Genomic DNA, 19,421 nt, shown 5'->3' on the forward strand with positions numbered 1-19,421 from the left:
CGAAAAAACATTATCTTTATCAATAATTCATGCGTTTATTCACAATATTTATCATTTTCCTTGCTACCTAATCGTTAAATTTATAAATTAAATCGAATGCTCACTTAGATCGGTAGTCTTACTCCAACTATGGATATCAATTACCCGAATATTGCTAAAACATCTTTATGCTTCGTTGTTTCCTTTTGTATATCAATGGCAATGCTCATTCCGGCTACGCCTTTTCATTACCAAACGTTGACTGAAGACTCATCCAAACAACTAGAGCAAAAACTGAGGCACATTCAATCTCAATTCGATTACTTTTTGACTGAGGTTGAGCACGGGCAATCATGCGAGTCCGTGGTTACTCGGCTGAGACAAACGGTTTTTGATGCCGATTGGGTAAAAGAAGCGGCGGTATTCAATAAAGACGATCGTTTTTACTGCTCAACTACCGATGGCGAAGTCTCATTTCGCCTGTACAGCACCATCAGACAAAGACTCAATGACGCCCCGAACTTAACAACCTTGTCGTATTCAAATTCAGCGATCACTCAAGTGCAATCCATCATGCTGATTTTCTCTAACAAGGAAGAAGCGGGAGTGAGCCTGATGATCCCACCACATTTCATCTATGACATTGTAGAAACAAACCTGAGCAAGCACGGAATTCAGGCCAAAGTTGAGGTGATTAAAAAAGATATTCACCCTTCTGATACAGCACCGTCTATTGCCAAAGTACGAATACAATCGAACGCTTACCCGCTGACCATCACGTCATACATTGGCTATCAGTATTATTGGAACTTCCTGTTGAACTATTTGTGGTTTGGCTTTCTGATGGCCGGAATCACCACCATTATTATCCTTTCCATCAAACATAAGAAGCAAAGCCAGCGTAGCTTAGAATACTCACTGTCTAGCGCACTCAAAAACAAACACTTACATGTTCACATGCAGCCTATCGTAAACCAAAACACAACTGAAATTGTAGGCTGCGAGTCGCTGCTCAGGTGGAATGACCCTATTGAAGGCAATGTATCCCCTGCTATTTTCATTCCGCTTGCTGAAAGCTTAGGGTTGATTGAGGAGCTCACCTACTTCGTGCTACGCAAAGTATTAGTGACGTTGAAAAGCAATCAAGACGTGTTCGAATCAAAATACATCAGCGTCAACATCAGCCGCAACGTTGTGTCCAACAGTAACTTTTCTAACAAGGTGATCAGCATCTTTAAAAGACACCCTGAGATTCTCAAACAGGTGGTTTTTGAAGTAACCGAAGATGGTGAATGTTCTGATGCCGACATGGTCAAAATCAGAGGCAACCTAACCAAACTATCGAATATGGGCGTAAGAGTCGCGATTGATGATTTTGGTACAGGCTATGCGGGCTTAGACTTTGTGAGACAATTCCCGTTCAGCATTCTCAAAATCGATCGCGTGTTTGTGAAAAACATATCCGACGAATCAAGCCTTGGTATCCCTTTGCTGGAGTCCATGCTTCAGTTGTCCCGTACCTTAGGTATGCAAGTGATCGTCGAAGGGGTTGAGTACGAATCCCAAGTGAACATCTTGTCTAAACTGGGCGTCGACTATATCCAAGGCTTCTATTTTTATAAACCGATGCCAATAAGCCTGACGATTAGTTTGCTCAGACAGCAACATATGGCTGCAGATAATGAAGACAAACTCTCATCCACCTCAACGCCAGAATGGGAACAAGTCTAAGCAGACTCATTGAGGGCAGCCTGCCTCACAATATTTTTACATCTAGTTAGGACTCTCGGAGCGTTTCCAATGAACATAAGAGCGTTGTTCGCGTCCCTAAAATACATGCGTGGTATCTAGATACCACGCATGTGTCTGAGAGTGAGCGGTTTCTTTCAATGTTACGCTTCACTGTTTACTCATAATCAAAACATTGCTGTTTGAGCCAATGGCCTAACGTTCTGATTTCAAACTGCTTGGCTCTCGAATTTTTGTAGACAAAGTACATATTGTCGCCAGTCGGCAAATCGTGCATTGGGATACGAACCAAGTTTTGTTGAAGATCTTGGTCGTTAAGAAAGTAGTCGTTCAGGAACGCAATACCTTGATGGTATTTCACGGCCTCGGCGGCCAGTACCATGTGGCTGAACTGGCTGATTTTCACATCCTTTGGCAAGCTGAAGCCACCGCGTTCACACCACTGAATCCAGTCTTTCGCTTCACCGCCATCCTTGAAGATTGAACTTACTGAAAGTAACTGCTGATCCCACAGTGCCTCTGGCAAAGGTTTATCTTCGATTCTCTGCCACACCTTTTGGCTACAGAACGGATAGAGCTGCTCTTTGTATAGGAAGTCACTAACGTAGTTTTTCTTTGGCGGGTAGGCAGTAATAAAGCAGTCGGCAACTTGATCCGAGAACTCAGGCTCATCGGCCACCATACTTAACGTTAAGTCGATTTCTGGATGCTGTTGGCGTAAGTTTTCGAGCCTAGGTACCAACCATTTCACGGCCAGAGAACTGTACATTGCAATCCGAATTTTGCCACTGTCACCTTCACGGATTTGATAGCTGGCTTGCGCGATATTCTGCAATGAGTGAGACACATCTTCGTAATAACGCTCTCCTATCGGGGTGAGCGATAAACGCCTTCCCTGACGCACAAACAAGGTTTCACCTAAGTACTCCTCTAGCAAGCGAACCTGATGACTCACCGCGCTTTGCGTAACATGAAGCGCTATCGCCGCCTGAGAAAAGCTATTAAAACGAGCGACCGACTCGAAACATTGTATTGCTCTTAAAGGTGGTAATTTCATTATTAGCTCAGCTCATACTAAGTGAATTTTTATCATTATATATGAAACGATTTTATGCATTAAGATTACGCCATCACACTTCTTCGTTTTCTTTTTAACTCACACTGAACACGCGTCAGTCAATGATAGGAGCTTCATCATGCCTTCAATGTCTGTTGGAATGGCAATGAGTTTACTCATTGTCGGTAATCTAATTGCGGTTTTCTCTGATGCCTTAATTAAAACCTTGGGCGAAGACATTGCTGTATTTCAATTTGTCTTCTTCAGACAGCTAACTGCCGTGTTAATCCTTCTGCCTTTTTGTTTTGGCGTGAGTAAAAAGAGCTTCACCGATGGGCTGAAATGGCATGCCTTGCGCGCGCATATATGGTTACTGGGTGCGATCTTTATGGTGTTTGCCATCAATGCCATGCCATTGGCCACCGCCAACGCTATTTTCTACGCCGCACCTTTGATGATGCTGCCGTTAGCCTTGGTATTTTTCAAAGAGCAACTCAACCGCTACTCAGTGGCTGCTGGAATATTCGGCTTTATGGGCGTTCTGGTCATCATTCGCCCGACAGAGATCGATTGGGCGGCCATTGCAGCGCTTATCGTAGCGTTAACCATTGCCAGTAATAACTTATTGATCCGCAAACTCCCGAAGCACCAAACCGTGGCACAAACGTTGTTGTTAACCAATTTAGCAGGCGTTCCGGCATCACTTGGACTCGCCATTTGGGAAGGCCGTGAATGGGATTGGTCACCACTTATCACTGCCGCAGGTTCAAGCGGCTTTATCCTCATCTACGCAGCGATATGTGTCGTCACTTACCGATCGACAGAAAGCAATAAAATCGCCAGTGCTGAATACAGCGGCTTACTCGGTGCGGTGGGAGTTGGGTTGGTCTGGTTTGGTGAAATGCCTGATATTGCAATGGCGATTGGCACTGCAATGATCATATTGCCGCTCATCTGGCTGGCTCGAAATGAAAAGAAGCAAAGCTAACGAAGTTTATTGATACCAGGCCCTGAATACCAAGCGAAATGAGTAAGGTATCACTTTAGACAAGAGCTTCAATTAATATGAACAATGTGAAGCCGTAACGGTAAAAGCGACGGCTTCACATCTTTGTCTCTTTGTCTCTTGGTCTCTTGGTCTCTTCGAGCTGAGCTTAAAGAGAAATAGAAAGCGAACAAAGGGATGAGTTAGTCAGCTATTTAGACTAGTTCGTCGCTTTTGAATCTGATGAATTGGCCGCTTTCGTCGCTTCTTCAGCGGTTTTCTTACCAAATACCGTATCCATCATGAAACCAATACGCTTAGATGCATCACCGAACTTGTTCGGGTTAGCCGTATATGGAACTTTAAACTCTACTTCACCTACTCTTTGCCCGTTCTGATAAGCATTGATCTCCGCTTGCTTTAAGAACAACGCTAAGTCCCAGCTCCAATGGCCTTCATACTCCAATGTTAGCTTATCAAGATCGTGCTTAGACTTATCTGGTACGACGGTGTAGGTATAATCGTTATCTTGCAGCCAGGTTTCCATGGTATTTAAAAAACCTTCACGTGTTTCAGCATCTTTAACAATAACAACATCCACTTCAGTCGTAGGTTCTGGAATCGCGTTCCCTGTGTAACGAGGGGCTCCACAACCAGCCAAAATTAAAACCGAAAGCGATAATAGTAGGTATTTTTTCACGTTATATATCCATTAACAATTAACTGCGTAAATGATACCACATCAAAAAAATGACATATTATATAAACAAAAGTTAATCAGACATTCCTTGTTACATAAGGCATTGAAAAATAGCGAAAGAAAATGCGAAGGCGATGGGTCTCCTTGGAGGGACATTTAATTTCATCGCATCGTTGAGTGCATTAAAAGGAATATCATGGAAAAGACACTTCAAACCAAACTGGCGACTAGCCTACTACTACTGAGAGTCGGCATTTTTATCGTCTTCTTGTTCTGGGGCTTAGATAAGATTTTGGTACCAGAGCACGCTACAAAGGTGCTATCTGGTTTTTACGGCATCGACATCTCGGATAACGCGATGATGGCTATGGGTGTCGCTCAGCTCGGCTTTTTAGGCGCGTTCGTCGTCGGCATGTGGAAGAAGTACACCTACGGTGCCATTTTGGTCTTGCATGCAGGCTCAACTTTCGCCTCTTTTGGAAAATACATGGACCCGTTCAATAACCTTCTATTCTTCGCCTCTTGGCCAATGCTCGCAGCCTGTGTCGCAATCTTCTTACTTCGTGACTACGACACTTATAGTGTTGCCAACTAACACAAAGGGCGCCGTTATTGGCGCCCTGTTTGGTTGGATTGATTCTTATCAACCTAAAGTACTCTGTTAGCTGTATGACCCTATTTTACATTTCTATAAGTTACTAGAAACCCTGTCAAACCTATTGAGAGAGCAGCAATACATACTCCCCTCAGTATTGCATCATTGAGATAAGCTGAGTAGAAAAGCATTGCAATAAATGCACTACATGACACCAAAAAAGGTGCGATTGAACGATGGGTAAAACGTGAAGTATCAACCACACTATAACGATCTAGAACCAAATCCAAGAGTAAGAGTATGTGCATAACAAACAAAACATTTAGTACTGGAAATACCCAGTAAAACCAACCATCTACAGGAACGCTAAATAGTTGAACAAAGGTAAGGTGAGCCAATATAGAAAACAAAATACTTTTCCAACCATTCGAGCTACTTTGTACTCTAATGCGGTATGTTCGTCGGGCGACAGAAGCAAGTGGCTTGGCTGAAAAAACCAAAATAGCCAACCAAACTATAAGTAATACCATGATTCAAGAGCCTCTAAATTAAGGTTTACGAGCGATTCTGAATTAGATATCTAGAACTATGACCCCAAGATATCGACACTTTACGGATGCACATAACGCCTTGCTAAGGTGTGAGCAAACCAATACCTTAGCGTCCGAATAATACCTTAAACACATAAGCCAACGCATAGTAAAAATGCCACGCGTTGCGAATCACTCTTAAGCAACTTGTTATACCGCTTGGTTGAGGCTAAAATGACCGAAACAAAGACCACTTAAGAGACCTATTACATGACCACTAGAATTTTAGCCGATGTTGCTGCAAGCATTACTGAGTTGAAAGCTAACCCTATGAAAGTTGCTACTAGTGCTTACGGTGAACCAGTTGCTGTACTGAACCGAAATGAGCCAGCATTTTATTGCGTACCAGCCGAAGCGTACGAAATGATGATGGACAGACTCGAAGATCTTGAACTACTAACTATTGCGAAAGAGCGTGAATCTGAAGAGAGCATTTCGGTAAATATTGATGACCTATAAACTCGACTTTAAAAAGAGTGCACTCAAAGAGTGGAAAAAGCTTGGCTCAACGCTTCAACAACAATTTAAGAAAAAGCTAATCGAGCGCTTAGATAACCCGCATGTTCCGGCTTCAAAACTCTCTGGAGCTGACAACATGTATAAGATTAAGCTGCGCCAATCGGGCTACCGTCTCGTCTACAAAGTTGAAGACGATGTCATCATTGTAACCGTCTTAGCAGTAGGAAAACGCGAACGTAGCGATGTTTACCGTAAAGCTATGAAAAGGTTAGATGATTGATTGCGGTAGAACGCCGCGTTAGGTAGAGACTTCCGCTCCTACCCGATAACTTTCCAATTTACTACGAACCAAATTTGATAAGTTCAAATACCGGTTAGCTCCATTTTTTGGTAGTTTATCTGGTCTTTCAAACGAAGAAGGTTCTTTTAGCTCTTCACTTTCCCAGAATTGATCGCCAGTTGAATCAAATAGCGTGCCATCGGGTAACTCGTTTGAGTAATGAAAGCCAACTTGATCTTCACCCAAAAATACCTTCCATAGAACTAGCTTTCCGCCAAAATAGTCGTTAATTATTAGCGCAGATATTCCACATTGCCCACGACTTGGATTAGATTGAGTCCAGTTTTCTGGTTCCTCAGTGCTTTCTAAAGACCAGCTATCCTGAAGAGCTTTTAATACATCACTTATACTTGGTTTCATATGCTCTACTTAAAACTCCTTAGCTACCTAACGAATGATATGGACTCCCCCTACCGAGGATCTGCCACACTTATGTGGTACTTAAATGCATCGGAGGCACCATGTCTGATTATTCTTATTTCTGCGGTATCGACCTAGCTAAAAACCACTTTAGTCTTCATGCCGTAGACCAAAATGGTAAGGTCATACTTCATAAGTCGGTAACTCGCTCTAAACTACTGACTACAATAGCAAATATGCCACTCATGCGTATAGGCGTTGAAGCGTGTGGTGGTGCACATTATTGGGCAAGAACACTCAATAAACTTGGGCACGACGCCCGCATTATGGCCGTTAAATACGTAATTCCTTATCGAACTAAAGGAAAGAACGACCTTAATGATGCTGTTGCCATATGCGAAGCTGTTCAGCGTCCATCAACTCGCTTTGTACCCGTAAAATCCCCCGAGCAACAAGCCATCTTATCGGTACATAGAATGAGAGAGCATTGGGTTCATGAACGCACCGCGCTTATGAATCGCATGCGCGCCCTACTCTCTGAGTTCGGGTTAATCATTCCTGTTGGCCGCTCTTCATTAATGAAACACGTTCCCTTAATGCTTGAAGATGCAGAAAATGAACTGCCACATCTCGTAAGAACGGTGATTGCCGATGCTTATCACCACCTTGGAGAGTTGAATCAACGTATCGCCGATACTGAACAAGTCTTCGACTCTTTTGCTAAGGTCAGCGCTAATGTTCAACGAGTGATGAAGGTTCGTGGCATTGGACCGCAAACCGCTACTGCGATACTTGCTTCGATAGGCAATGGTTCTCAATTTGATAAAAGCCGTGATTTCTCTGCTTGGCTAGGACTAGTACCAAAGCAATATTCGACGGGAGGAAAGCCTCGCTTAGGTCGGATAACCAAACACGGTGATAAATATTTGCGAACACTATTAGTTCACGGCGCAAGGACCGTGATTGCCAACCTTGGCGACAAGCAAGATAAGCTAAGTCAGTGGTGTCGAGGCGTTCTAGAACGAAGAGGAATGAACCGAGCGATAGTGGCACTTGCCGCGAAGAACGCACGAATTATATGGTCGCTTTTACACAATCAAACCGAATATGAAAACTATGCTGCTTAAGTAGAAACCTAAGCAGCATAAAGAGTTAAACCCACCGGGTCATTGCAGACGCTAATGATGGAGATAGGTTAAGACCACTTGCGGAGAGCCTGTTAATGCGGCGGACACACTAGATGTCATCTAACGAATAAGGCACCGCAGTCGCGCAAGTCATCAGGGCCACGACGTATGCGAATCACTCTTAAATGCTTTGTTATAACCCGTTTGAAGCATGTGGATAATAGGTAGCCCCTATCTCCCCTGACTTAATTCTGTTCAACCAATCATGGTAGACACTCGGATATAAATGTTGCCGAGTGACACCGAGTTCTTTAAGAGCTTTTTCCAAACCCACGACTATGTCTAGTTTATCTTCTGAATGCTGCTCTGAATCAAAATCAAGGCGAATACATGGTGTTACTAACTCTCCATTCGATAAGAAGAAGTCTGGAAGTTCAAGAGCACTAAAATCATCAAAGTACCAGTCTTTATTTTTGAACTGTGTGGCAAGACTATTTGCTAAATACGCACCTTTTTCCTCTAATCGCTTCAGCAAAAGTTCAAATTCGAGATTATATTGGGCTTGTAACGTAGTTTTGACATCACCTAAAGTTTGGTCTTGTTTTTGATATACTGTTAAAAGTACATCTTCCATATCCTTTAGACTAGTTGAGTCATCAATTTTTTTAGTCGTTTCTGAGTGCATAGCTAAACACAGTAGTAAAACCAGGCAAAGCGAACTGCGGTGCATTCCTCTAGACATTTCCATACTTAATGCACTAACTAACTCTTGCGGCGCCCCATGAAATACATGTCTTAAAATATACTCTGGAAATGCACCAATGAAAAATATTGGAGCATTTAACGAAAACCTAGAAATTAGAATCATAATTAAAAGCTTCTGGCGTAATTTTAATTCTGGGAATAACTGATTTATTAAGGCTAGGAAACATGAATATTCACTACCATTGAGCGAGCTAATATCCTCACTAATTTTTGAAGCTAACAAAGCTGATGAGACTATATCGGCTTCTTTATCATGTAATTCGCATGATAGTAATTGTTCTTGTGCATATGCATGTCCCTCTAAAAGGGATAGCATGGTGATTGGTGTTGATTGAAGAATATCGCCATACTCGTCTAAGTAATGCATGTGCACAAATACACCGCAATTTTCGTCATGTTTTAGGGAATACTTCAATTTTAGAAAGCGACGCGACTTAGAAGGCATCTCTAGTAAATGTGAATGCATCTGAATCTCAGCATCATTTAATGAGATTACTTTTAAGTACTCTTCTGATTGTTCACTAAACCAGTTATACATCCTACAAGTGTATTCCATCCCCCACAGAGTCGAGGTACTGTCTAGCAAATGAGTTGTCTCATGCTTATAGGTTTTATATATTTCAAGCTCTGTATCACTCAAATTTGCCAAATTTACTACTTTGACGATTTTCTCAATGTCTGCAGCCGTTTTTCCTGTGTAATCGTTGTTGATCTGAATTTGTTGGAGCCCAAAATCATATTGCCCTAAGGCTTGATCATTAAAAATGTATCTACTCAAGGGTTCTCCTCTTTTTTAGGGTTATAACGCCGCTTAAGGGGTGAGTAAATGTGTGCCAAAATTGTAGCGAAGCGAAAGTGGCACGCGTTTACGAATCCCTCTTGAAGCGTTTGTTAGTTGTATTTTTTACTAATTAACGTCCAATTTACGTAATTATGCTTTGAGAATTGAAAGTGTTTACCATAAAAAGAAGCTGTTGATGCAAGCTCAGTAATATGATTCTTAGCGCTATTTGATAGAGCATCGTACCAAACTTTACTAAAGTACACATTTTCTATATAGCCGAACATAAGTTCGATAATGTGAGATGGTAATTTACTCGGATCGACTTCCATAAGAGAAAGAATAAACGCTCTACAAGCTTCAAAGTGCCTTGGCCAAGTAAAAACTACAGCGTGACCAGTTGGTGTATTTAAAGTGTTAACAGCGATGTTCTCTACATTTACTATATTTTCGTCAATAACTTGTAAACGTTGACCATCAATAGTGAAGTCTGGTGAAAAGCAACCACTAACTACGACACCTAGATCCCCATTAAACTCTAAGATCAAACTTTCAAATTCATGGAACATAGACGCATCAAACTTGTCTATATAGAAATCCAAAGTCTTTCTAAATTCCTGCTCTCCCTTTATGTATCCGTTAGTCATGGTGGTCAGAAGTGCTTGAATCTCGATTTGCTTTTCTTTGGGTTGGCCACGATCTAACTTCTCTTTCATCGCAGGCATGCCTTTTATGCACTCAATTTTTTTAAAGCACTCCAAAGCGTTAGCACGATACCCTGCCATTACACACTGCTCTTTTGAACCAGTAAATGGGTTATCTTCAATGCATGAAAAAAGCTCTTTGTCATGCTTTCCGCAAAAGCCTTTAAATGTTGAAGCTTTCTTCCAACCCAATTTGGCAATATCAAAAACACCAGTTGAGTATTGATTAAATGCGTAAACGTGATTCGTAGAATCTACCACCTCTTTTAGGGGGCCATTTCGTTGAATCGTATGAGCATCTATAATTTTTTTGCTGCAGCTGGTTTTACTCGCTTCAGGATGCAAACACTTCTTTAGCTTTCTGGAATGATCAACTTCAGCGATCATTCTAGATAGTGAAAATTTTTCTTCATTTTCTTTGTTTAAATGGCACTTTTTATACTTTTTCCCTGTGCCGCACCAGCACGGGTCATTTCTACCAATGTCCACTATTTACTCCTTACAACTAACGAATGACATGGATTCCCCCTACCGAGGATCTGCCACACTTATGTGGTACTCAATTGCACCGGAGGCACCATGTCTGATTATTCTTATTTCTGCGGTATCGACCTAGCTAAAAACCACTTTAGTCTTCATGCCGTAGACCAAAATGGTAAGGTCATACTTCATAAGTCGGTAACTCGCTCTAAACTACTGACTACAATAGCAAATATTCCACTCATGCGTATAGGCGTTGAAGCGTGTGGTGGTGCACATTATTGGGCAAGAACACTCAATAAACTCGGTCACGACGCCCGTATTATGGCTGTTAAATACGTAATTCCTTATCGAACTAAGGGAAAGAACGACCTTAATGATGCTGTTGCTATCTGCGAAGCTGTTCAGCGTCCATCAACTCGCTTTGTACCCGTAAAATCCCCCGAGCAACAAGCCATCTTATCGGTACATAGAATGAGAGAGCATTGGGTTCGTGAACGCACCGCGCTTATGAATCGCATGCGCGCCCTACTCTCTGAGTTCGGGTTAATCATTCCTGTTGGCCGCTCTTCATTAATGAAACACGTTCCCTTAATGCTTGAAGATGCAGAAAATGAACTGCCACATCTCGCAAGAACGGTGATTGCCGATGCTTATCACCACCTTGGAGAGTTGAATCAACGTATCGCCGATACTGAGCAAGTCTTCGAGTCTTTTGCTAAGGTCAGCGCTAATGTTCAACGAGTGATGAAGGTTCGTGGCATTGGACCGCAAACCGCTACTGCGATACTTGCTTCGATAGGCAATGGTTCTCAATTTGATAAAAGCCGTGATTTCTCTGCTTGGCTAGGACTAGTACCAAAACAATATTCGACGGGAGGAAAGCCACGCTTAGGTCGGATAACCAAACACGGCGACAAATACTTACGAACACTATTAGTTCACGGGGCAAGGACAGTCATTGCCAACCTTGGCGACAAGCAAGATAAGCTAAGTCAGTGGTGTCGAGGCGTTCTAGAACGAAGAGGAATGAACCGAGCGATAGTGGCACTTGCCGCGAAGAACGCACGAATTATATGGTCGCTTTTACACAATCAAACCGAATATGAAAACTATGCTGCTTAAGTAGAAACCTAAGCAGCATAAAGAGTTAAACCCACCGGGTCATTGCAGACGCTAATGATGGAGATAGGTTAAGACCACTTGCGGAGAGCCTGTTAATGCGGCGGACACACTAGATGTCATCTAACGAATAAGGCACCGCAGTCGCGCAAGTCATCAGGGCCACGACGTATGCGAATCGTCGACAAGTAGGCCGAATGTAGAGCGGCAGTCCAAAACCCATCAACATAAGTTTAGCGGATGTTTGACAACCGGGGGAATCCATGTAGCCGCATTAAGTGGTGAACAACGCGAACACCCAACCTTAAGCCTTGCCACATTTAGCACTGAAGCCGACTTAAGCTGAAATTGCCAAGCGTTGAGAATCCGTCTTAAATGCTTTGTTAGAAATTTAACCCTTTTAATTGCATGACCCTTTGAAGCTCTGAATTAAACTCTTCAATCCGCGGAGGTTCCTCAAAAATTATTGTTCCTTTAATCGGAGAACGATCATTTTTATCTCTACTCGCTATACCATTGACTATCGTTATCATTTGATTAATTCCATCTCGGATACTGGCAACCCAATCTGATTGAATCTCATGTAGGAGTCTAAAATCGTCAGGTACCAATATTTGTCTACCCTCGATTTCGTACTCATAAAGTTCTCGATACAAATCGCTTACCAAGTTTGAAAATCGTAATAATCTCTTATGATCAACTTCAATATCATCAGAAGATGATAAGGTATGTCCTAATTCTATAATCAGCAGTCGTTTTGCTACCTCAACAATTTTTAGCAAATTTTCAGGTCGTAATTGAAGCCATTTGACATACTCGTCGTCGCTCAAGCTTCTCAGAACTTTCACATGAACTTTACCTCTCAAGATGTCATTAAGCTCCTGATCAATCGCTGAAACTCTGTCATTTAGTAACTGGTAGAATAGTGCATATTCCCAAAAGTGTTTCTTATCTCGTGCAATTCGATGAACATGATTAGATTCGCTTTCCAGTCCGACTGGTATTGCAGTCCGGTATGAGTAGATACAGCGCGAAATTGACACGATAAAGCTGATAAGTATCAAAGCCGATAGGGTATAGATATTACCTAAGTTCACTTGTGGTTGAAAAAATTTGAATAATTCTAAAAAGCTAAATACGCCTCCAAGAGACACGAAAAAAAACACAATAAACATTTCCCACGTCTGACATGTTAATAGCCATACGTGCTCAAAAACCGTTAAATATGTCAGTGTACTTTCAGACTCACACTGAACATTGTGTTCTTCAGACTCCATAACTTTCCTCAAATTTCTAACGCCCTGTTAAGGTGTGAGCAACGCAATACCGATGCCGCCGCATACCACCTTAAACACTAAACGCAACGCCATAGTGAAAATGCCACGCGTTGCGAATCCCTCTTGAACAGTTTGTTAACTGTTTTTAGACTTCAGGACAAAGTCTTTTTCTCTAGTTGGTCCATTGATTCTATTGATTATTTCATTCGTGAGAGTCAAGTCCCGCTTGATATCTTGCCCATTTATATTGAAGTGTAATTCTGACTTGGAACCAATAACTAAAGTTGATACGTCAAGACTACGTTCTTTTGAACCTTCTACACAAATTATGTTGTTTTGAGCAATTTTAAACAATTCAGATATAGGAAAACGGTACGATTCGCCCGCAACCAAACCTCTTTCAAATAAAGTATGGAATAGCCTGTCACCACTTTTTCCTTTTTCATGATGAACATGAACGTTTTTCAGCAAAGTACATGAATAGTTCGAACGTTTGAAAAAACGTTCCTTAACTAAGATGGATATGTCTAGAACGAAAACTCGTTCACTTTCTGAAGTCGCCGTAACCGTTATCTCATCAAGTCCAGAAGTGATAAAAATATTACAAGTCCTACTTAAGCTTTCAGATACCTTATAAGACTTCAACGCAGCGAATGCACTGCATATTGCTGCAATTGTAGCTAAAGATGTCAAAACTAAATTCCAATCAATAATGTCCATACTTCCTCAAAAACAGTTAACGCCCGCTTAAGTTGTGAGTAACGCATCACTGACTTTAATTTGATCACCTTAAACACAAAAGCCAGCATTAGCACCAAAAATGCCTAGTGTTACGAATCAACTTGAAGCATTTGTTAGGCAAATTATTCCACGATATGTTCTGGGCCTAGGCTGCGACCGCATATAAGGCATGATGATCTCATGCTCGAAATTAAGAAGTAATTTCCATTGTAGTTGCCTTTAGAACCTAGGTTTCTCAAACTAGTTTTTGACCATTCCTTTGAGAAAGGTTGATCATTTTCACTTTCAACAATTTCTCCAATTTGCCCACATGAGCATTTTAACTTAGTGTATGTACGGAATGTCATTTTAGCTGCCCTCTTGATTAACTGACCATATGGAAACCTTAACCATTTAGAAACTCAATTGCTTTCGTGATGTTTTGAATTAGCTCTTTGTTGTTATCCATGACAGCTTTGTGCAATAAGCCTGATAACATCGCATCGCTTGTCTCTTTAGGTATTACACAAGGACTTAATATGCCTCTTGATTGAGGATATGTTCCCCAATGAACACCTAGGCTTTTTTGCCCACCGTCATATTCATGCTTATGATCGTACCAACCAACGATCAAGACCAAACCATCATCTTCATGAATTTCTTCGATATTCTTCCAATAAGATATCATCTTCATCGCCATTGCTTCCTTATTTTCCTAACGCCGCGTTAAGTAGTGAGCAACGCAGACCACCCTACCTAAACCATTGTGCCGTAAACACTAAATTCAAAGCAATGCCGAGCGTTGCGAATCTGTCTTAAACGCTTTGTTAGCCATATTGTGCTAGTAAGGACTTCATCGTATTTATCGGATCATTGAGCAACTGCAAATATAACTCTGGAAACACCCATTGAAATAGTGCTTGTAAACACCATATAGCTATGGCAACAACTATACCGACAACTAGCTTGGTCGGGATTTGCTCTAAGATCCTAGGCTGGAGCATTTTTCTATGCTTCTTTTGCTCTTTTTCGAGCTCTCGTAAATACTCATCACTTAACTTTATGTCTTTGAACCAAGAGTTCTGTCCGTCCTCACTTACGATCGTTGCAGTCAAATAACCTTTGTCGTAATAAAAGTTAATTACTCTCATTAGCTCAATTTGACGAAATACGAGTTGATTGTGAACATGAGAGTTCTCTACACCAGATAAATCAACATGGGTATCTGTAATAAGACCATTATGTAAGTCATCGATAACCGCTTCGGCACTCATATATCGATTTAATTGTTTAAATTCCAAACCACCTCCCTCTGAACTTCAATAAATATGGTTAACGCCGCGTTAAGTAGTGAGCAACGCCTGCCACCTAACCTAAACCATTGCACCGTAAACACCAAACTCAACTTAAACTGAAAACGCCGAGTGTTGCGAATCTGTCTTAAACGCTTTGTTAGGCCTTTTATTGCCTCTTAACAATGCTCAAACCACTTAGGTCTTCGGACTCAACAACATCATAAAAATCAACATCATTTCCAATGTGCTGCGCCACTAAGTCTTTATAGTATTTTTTTCGTCCATCACTCATACGCAAACCAAAAACTACGTGACTTAAAATTCCAGGGTAGTAAAATAGCCCATGACTTTCTTCGACATACCTCCACTCCTTTTCATACTCCCACGCAGGCGTTTTTGTACTAATTGTTGAACGGAAAACTTCATCTTCAAATGAGACTCTTTGAACGTTCGCTTGACCAGTACCCGGTGGCATAATTTGCACTTCGTTTTTAAAGCCCGACTCAAATGTAGGTTTTTTTCTAGCGTAAATGACTGGTAGACAATGACGTTGATTTGAAAGCTTGCAGTCACTCGAACTGCTAAAACCTAAAGCAATACCTTCATGATTCGCACCGTAATGAGCCCACATTAATTCATTTGAACAATCTTCACTTAAACTAAAAATACCAACTTGAGATAAACGTTTACGCATATCTTTAAAAATATTTTCAGGACGAGAAAGCTCTATTCCATGGTCAGAATATAACTGCCTCATAGCTTTTACTTTTCTAGGGTGATTTAGCTTAGAAAAACGCTTAAGCCATTGCTTAGTTTCTCTTTCATTAAGTGAGAATAAGCACTTAGGAGGTTCAAAGAAAGGAGGTTGCATAATAACCCCCATGATCTGTGCATTTTCGTTTTCACGAATAGTTTTTGCTTCCCATTCAGGTGGTATGTCACCTGTTCTGCACTCAAGAGGATCGTTTAATTGTTTTGGAGAGGACAACCAAACTTTCTGATTTTTAATCATATCTTCTGTACGTTCAGAATCATCACGATATTTATAAAGTACTTCTGGTTTCAAAATAAACTCCCGTTAATATTTCCTCTCAGCCCTGAGGCCTAACAGCTATATTAGACAGAATAGTTCTGCATTCTGTCCCTGAAACAATTCTGCCTAGTAATCTAAATTTTTCAGGTTCTGTCTAATAACTCATTTAATAACAGAACCTTACCTGATTACTTCTTTATCAAACATGACAAAAAGCAGAAAAATTCCATATAGTCTCCGCAAAATGTAGAAAGTGACTCAATGTGTGAGTTAGTCGTCATCTTGTTCGTTGATTTCTTCGCCACAGCCTAGGCATTTGGGTTCAATATCTGTAGGCAGCATGATGATTAAACCGCAGTGTGGACAGAGGTCGCCTTGGTTATACATGGTCACTCCTAAGCAGCGCTGAATTCGCCAGCGTATGATACAAGACCGGTTTTCTTGCGTTGGCTAACTTAGACATCAACTTACCTCTACCTAAAAATTACAGAACGACATACCAGATCGTGAGATGATATGTGAAACTTGTCGTTTAATCAATCGGTATCGCACACTTAAAAATAAAAACGCCGACGTGATTGTCGGCGCTTAACTTTAGGTATTAATAGGTTGGAGGTAGTCAGTTACTTCGCCATGGTACTCAAAAACTCGGCTTCGAACTCTTCATCGGCTTCTCGGGTTAGGCATTCCACCAGCCATTCAATGCTTTGATGGTCTAGCTTACTGTTCACCACAAAGGCTTGCTTTACGCCAGACTGACCCAGCTTCGCGGAGCCGTAGTTCTTGAATGATTTGTTGCCGTGGTAATGGAGTGATTTGATCGCCTCCGCGTTGGGTTCTGGTAAGGCATCGAGTGTGTTGGCCAGTTGAATCACCAGCTCCATTGGGTTCTTAGATGATGAGATGCGATACAGAAAACCACCCTCTACTCTTTGACGTACCCAGTAATCAAAACCGCTGCAATCCATCACCTTGTCGCTGACCAGTGCGGCTTCACTGCGATAGCCACACGGTTCAACCATCACTGGGGTATGTTTAAACTCTGGCTGACCAGATGCGGCATCGGTATGAGGCAAGATCAAGTCACACGGTTTGCTGTCTTTGGCGGTCGGTGCGTTCCAGTGGATAGGCATGAAAACTTGCTCGCGGCGCATCTCTTTGGTTACCACTAAGCGGGCTTGGCATTCACCTTGTGCACTGCGCACTTTCACCACAGGATTAATAGTGGCGTGGTTGAAGGCATCTAGCCCAAATTCATCTAAACCAAGCTCAGCAACGGTATCTGGGTGCATGGCGACAAACGGTTCTGGGGTGTGCTCGCCTAAACCTGCGGCTAAGCCCGTGCGGCTCATGGTGTGCCATTGGTCTCGGATTCGCCCTGTGTTCATGACAAGCGGGAATTCAACACTGGTATCAGCGATAGGCTTGTCGTGTTCAACCGCAATAAACTGCGCCTTGCCAGATTCGGTAAAAAACTCACCATTTGTAAACATGCGCTGCTCAATGATCTCTGGTTGATACTCTAATACTGGCCACTGCTGTGGAGTGAGTTCGCCATAGCCTTTCTCATCCAGTTGCGTGAGTCCAATTAAGCACAAGTCACGCGCTTTACCTGTTTCATTGCCGAGCGCTGTCATCTTGCAGTACTCTTTGAAGATCTCACCTTCGTGGCGGAACTCGAACTGCTCTTTGAATCCCATTTTTTGTGCCACTTCTTTTAATATCCACCAATCGGGCTTGGCTTCCCCTGGGCTTGGTAACACGCGGCGTTGACGTGAGATTCGGCGTTCAGAGTTGGTCACAGTGCCCGACTTCTCGCTCCACCCTTGTGCGGGTAGCACCACATCGGCCAAACGAGTGGTTTCCGTATCGGCAATACAATCAGACACCACCACAAATGGGCACTTCTCTAATGCGGTTTTGATCTTTTCACTGTCAGGCAGGCTCACAACTGGGTTCGTTGCCATGATCCACACCGCTTTGATTTTTCCCTCATTCATCGCATCAAACAGGTCAATCGCTTTTAAACCCGCATGTGTGGCTAAGCTGTCGGTTTGCCAGAACTCGCTGACGGTTTGGTGTGATTGCGGATCACCAAATTCAAAGTGCGCCGCTAAGGTATTGGCTAAACCGCCCACCTCACGCCCACCCATCGCGTTCGGCTGGCCCGTTACAGAGAATGGCCCCATGCCCGGCTTGCCGATTTTTCCGGTGGCTAAATGGCAGTTAATAATCGCATTCACCTTGTCACACCCTTGTGTCGATTGGTTCACGCCTTGGGAGTAAATGGTTAGCACCTTCTCGTTCGATGCAAACAAACTGTAGAACTGTTTTAGCTGCTGCTCTGTTAACCCGGTGAGCTCAGGAACGCTTTTGTCGCCCCAGCCTGATTCGGTATAACGGTAGCGAGTCGCAGATCGAATCGATTCAGTAAAGCCTTGAGTGTGGTTTTCTATGTAGTCTGAATCTAGCTTGTCGTTATCGTCGAGGTAGCCTAATAAGCCGTTAAACAGCGCCACGTCTGAGCCTGATTCCAATGCCAAGTGAATGTCTGCGATTTCACAAGTGTCGGTATAACGCGGGTCGATGACGATGACTTTCAATGCAGGGTTGGCTTGTTTTGCGGCTCTTAATCTTTGGAATAACACAGGGTGACACCAAGCTAGATTTGAGCCAGTAATCACGACTAGATCGGCTTGCTCGAGATCTTCGTAGCAAACCGGTACTGTGTCTGCGCCAAATGCTCGCTTATGCCCGACCACGGTTGAAGCCATGCAAAGGCGAGAGTTACTGTCGATGTTGCCACTGCCGATGAAGCCTTTCATCAGTTTATTGGCAACATAATAGTCTTCGGTAAGCAGCTGACCAGAAACATAGAACGCAACCGAATCGGCCCCAAATTCTTCGATGGTTCGATTGAATTTGTCTGCGACCAACTGAGTGGCACGGTTCCAGTCCAGCTCTTGTTTTTGCTCATTCTGAATATGAGCAGGCTGTGTTAGGCGTCCTAAAGGCGTGACGGTATCACCAAGCGCAATCCCTTTAGTACATAGCTTTCCATAGTTTGATGGATGATCTTTATCACCACGTACTTCTAGTTTTCCTAACGATGTCGGTCTCGCTTCTATTCCACACCCTACACCACAATAAGCACAGGTTGATTTTATCCAGCCGCTGTTTGAATCGGTCATCCGTTTCTCGCTCAATTATCCATAATTGTAATAACTCAAACCAAGCAAATAGCACGCCACTTAATACCAGTCGACCGAATTGAAATATTATCGTTTAAAAACAACAACTTAA

The 19,421-nt window shown here is 42.4% G+C and carries 18 protein-coding genes; 7 read left to right on the plus strand and 11 right to left on the minus strand.

The annotated features are described in order from the left end of the window. Nucleotides 1-129 precede the first annotated feature (129 nt). Nucleotides 130-1,710, plus strand: coding sequence for an EAL domain-containing protein (locus AACU28_RS06195; RefSeq protein ID WP_121602581.1), 1,581 nt, complete (start codon nucleotides 130-132; stop codon nucleotides 1,708-1,710). Nucleotides 1,711-1,885: 175 nt separating this feature from the next. Here AACU28_RS06195 and AACU28_RS06200 read toward each other — a convergent pair whose 3' ends face one another. Then, the gene (locus AACU28_RS06200) at nucleotides 1,886-2,785 is read right to left on the minus strand and encodes a LysR substrate-binding domain-containing protein (protein WP_004730328.1); all 900 of its coding nucleotides are present in this window, start codon (nucleotides 2,783-2,785) and stop codon (nucleotides 1,886-1,888) included. A 139-nt stretch (nucleotides 2,786-2,924) separates the two neighbouring features. Here AACU28_RS06200 and AACU28_RS06205 point away from each other — a divergent pair, with 139 nt between their 5' ends. Then, nucleotides 2,925-3,773: a DMT family transporter gene (locus AACU28_RS06205; protein ID WP_121602582.1), complete on the plus strand. Its 849-nt coding sequence runs from the start codon at nucleotides 2,925-2,927 to the stop codon at nucleotides 3,771-3,773. A gap of 217 nt (nucleotides 3,774-3,990) precedes the next feature. Here AACU28_RS06205 and AACU28_RS06210 read toward each other — a convergent pair whose 3' ends face one another. Continuing rightward, nucleotides 3,991-4,470, minus strand: a complete 480-nt coding sequence (locus tag AACU28_RS06210) for an Sbal_3080 family lipoprotein (RefSeq protein WP_121602583.1) — start codon at nucleotides 4,468-4,470, stop codon at nucleotides 3,991-3,993. Between the two features lie 196 nt (nucleotides 4,471-4,666). Here AACU28_RS06210 and AACU28_RS06215 point away from each other — a divergent pair, with 196 nt between their 5' ends. The 3 genes from AACU28_RS06215 (at nucleotide 4,667) to AACU28_RS06225 (ending at nucleotide 6,394) form a co-directional block, all read left to right on the plus strand. Further along, nucleotides 4,667-5,065, plus strand: coding sequence for a hypothetical protein (locus AACU28_RS06215; protein ID WP_121602584.1), 399 nt, complete (start codon nucleotides 4,667-4,669; stop codon nucleotides 5,063-5,065). Nucleotides 5,066-5,865: 800 nt separating this feature from the next. Continuing rightward, complete coding sequence (locus AACU28_RS06220) at nucleotides 5,866-6,114, plus strand: type II toxin-antitoxin system Phd/YefM family antitoxin (protein WP_004730320.1); 249 nt, start codon at nucleotides 5,866-5,868, stop codon at nucleotides 6,112-6,114. After that, nucleotides 6,104-6,394 (plus strand): type II toxin-antitoxin system RelE family toxin, encoded by a 291-nt coding sequence (locus tag AACU28_RS06225; RefSeq protein WP_005377002.1) that lies wholly within the window; start codon nucleotides 6,104-6,106, stop codon nucleotides 6,392-6,394. Before AACU28_RS06220 ends, AACU28_RS06225 begins: the two co-directional genes overlap by 11 nt. A gap of 18 nt (nucleotides 6,395-6,412) precedes the next feature. Here AACU28_RS06225 and AACU28_RS06230 read toward each other — a convergent pair whose 3' ends face one another. Beyond that, nucleotides 6,413-6,814 carry a YunG family protein gene (locus tag AACU28_RS06230; RefSeq protein ID WP_065605998.1) on the minus strand — a complete coding sequence of 134 codons (402 nt, stop codon included), beginning with the start codon at nucleotides 6,812-6,814 and terminating at the stop codon, nucleotides 6,413-6,415. 101 nt (nucleotides 6,815-6,915) lie between these two features. On the opposite strand from AACU28_RS06230, the gene AACU28_RS06235 reads away from it, so the two are divergent. Next, a complete protein-coding gene (locus AACU28_RS06235; protein WP_121602585.1) occupies nucleotides 6,916-7,941 on the plus strand; it encodes an IS110-like element ISVisp6 family transposase in 1,026 nt (341 codons plus the stop codon). Nucleotides 7,942-8,134: 193 nt separating this feature from the next. Here the strand turns inward: AACU28_RS06235 and AACU28_RS06240 are convergent, their stop codons facing one another. After that, nucleotides 8,135-9,484 carry a hypothetical protein gene (locus AACU28_RS06240; RefSeq protein ID WP_121602586.1) on the minus strand — a complete coding sequence of 450 codons (1,350 nt, stop codon included), beginning with the start codon at nucleotides 9,482-9,484 and terminating at the stop codon, nucleotides 8,135-8,137. A 113-nt stretch (nucleotides 9,485-9,597) separates the two neighbouring features. Then, on the minus strand, nucleotides 9,598-10,680 hold the full coding sequence (locus AACU28_RS06245) for a YecA family protein (protein WP_183091177.1): 1,083 nt from the start codon (nucleotides 10,678-10,680) through the stop codon (nucleotides 9,598-9,600). Nucleotides 10,681-10,770: 90 nt separating this feature from the next. On the opposite strand from AACU28_RS06245, the gene AACU28_RS06250 reads away from it, so the two are divergent. Then, nucleotides 10,771-11,796, plus strand: a complete 1,026-nt coding sequence (locus AACU28_RS06250; RefSeq protein WP_121602588.1) for an IS110-like element ISVisp6 family transposase — start codon at nucleotides 10,771-10,773, stop codon at nucleotides 11,794-11,796. Nucleotides 11,797-12,176: 380 nt separating this feature from the next. Here AACU28_RS06250 and AACU28_RS06255 read toward each other — a convergent pair whose 3' ends face one another. From AACU28_RS06255 to AACU28_RS06280, 6 genes are all read right to left on the minus strand, one after another. Next, nucleotides 12,177-13,070 carry a hypothetical protein gene (locus tag AACU28_RS06255; RefSeq protein WP_121602589.1) on the minus strand — a complete coding sequence of 298 codons (894 nt, stop codon included), beginning with the start codon at nucleotides 13,068-13,070 and terminating at the stop codon, nucleotides 12,177-12,179. Nucleotides 13,071-13,205: 135 nt separating this feature from the next. Beyond that, nucleotides 13,206-13,790 (minus strand): hypothetical protein, encoded by a 585-nt coding sequence (locus AACU28_RS06260; protein WP_121602590.1) that lies wholly within the window; start codon nucleotides 13,788-13,790, stop codon nucleotides 13,206-13,208. 406 nt (nucleotides 13,791-14,196) lie between these two features. Next, nucleotides 14,197-14,484, minus strand: coding sequence for a hypothetical protein (locus AACU28_RS06265; protein ID WP_241907348.1), 288 nt, complete (start codon nucleotides 14,482-14,484; stop codon nucleotides 14,197-14,199). 133 nt (nucleotides 14,485-14,617) lie between these two features. Beyond that, nucleotides 14,618-15,091, minus strand: a complete 474-nt coding sequence (locus tag AACU28_RS06270) for a hypothetical protein (RefSeq protein WP_131825511.1) — start codon at nucleotides 15,089-15,091, stop codon at nucleotides 14,618-14,620. Nucleotides 15,092-15,251: 160 nt separating this feature from the next. After that, nucleotides 15,252-16,151: a DUF2971 domain-containing protein gene (locus tag AACU28_RS06275; RefSeq protein WP_004730311.1), complete on the minus strand. Its 900-nt coding sequence runs from the start codon at nucleotides 16,149-16,151 to the stop codon at nucleotides 15,252-15,254. A 590-nt stretch (nucleotides 16,152-16,741) separates the two neighbouring features. Further along, nucleotides 16,742-19,324 carry a molybdopterin oxidoreductase family protein gene (locus AACU28_RS06280; protein ID WP_121602591.1) on the minus strand — a complete coding sequence of 861 codons (2,583 nt, stop codon included), beginning with the start codon at nucleotides 19,322-19,324 and terminating at the stop codon, nucleotides 16,742-16,744. Between the last annotated feature and the right edge of the window lie 97 nt (nucleotides 19,325-19,421).

This window comes from Vibrio sp. SBT000027, from assembly GCF_963894355.1.
In the GTDB taxonomy this organism is placed as follows: Bacteria; Pseudomonadota; Gammaproteobacteria; order Enterobacterales; family Vibrionaceae; genus Vibrio; species Vibrio splendidus.